This is a genomic window from Vibrio sp. 2033 (assembly GCF_033339735.1).
The window spans coordinates 1-522 of sequence record NZ_JAWOVC010000817.1 but is presented as its reverse complement, the minus strand read 5'-3'; the positions used below and the strand labels follow the sequence as shown (position 1 = coordinate 522).

Here is a 522-nt window from a genome sequence, read left to right as displayed (position 1 = left end):
CGAGTTTGATCGATGCGAGTTGAAATCATATCCACGTACTTTTCCAGTAGCGAGACAAGGCCAGCTTCCGATTCGAGCAATTGATAAAACTCCGAGCTCATCTTATTGCTTTTCAGAACGGTCGAGATAGAAGCCAATTGCTCGTTGACCTGCATGGCTTGTTCAGTCAGCTGTACTTTGTTGTCTACCGCTTGCAGCGCTTCTACGCGGCGGTTAATTTCACTGGTTTTACTTTCGAGAAAATAGCTGGCGTTATATTTAGGCACGCTATCTCCCAACAAAAGGCGCACCTGATTATCCAAGCTGTTCCATGTCGCCCAAGCGACCAAACACACCACGGTGAGCAAGAGCGTGCTGCAAGCAAAAGCGGCAATTAAGCGTGCACCGATGGTTTTGTATTTCGGGTATAACACTACTTCTCTTTCCCTCGCCATTGAGCCAATTGCTGATTTACGTTGTCCAATTTTTCCGACATCGCACGCCCCAACTCATGGGAAAACTCTGCCAATAATGCTTGGTAGT

The 522-nt window shown here is 47.1% G+C and carries 1 pseudogene; it reads right to left on the bottom strand.

Annotation, left to right across the window (positions count from 1 at the left end):
• A pseudogene (locus R7P74_RS29265) lies at window positions 1-413 on the bottom strand (two-component sensor histidine kinase); the annotation flags it as partial.
• Between the last annotated feature and the right edge of the window lie 109 nt (window positions 414-522).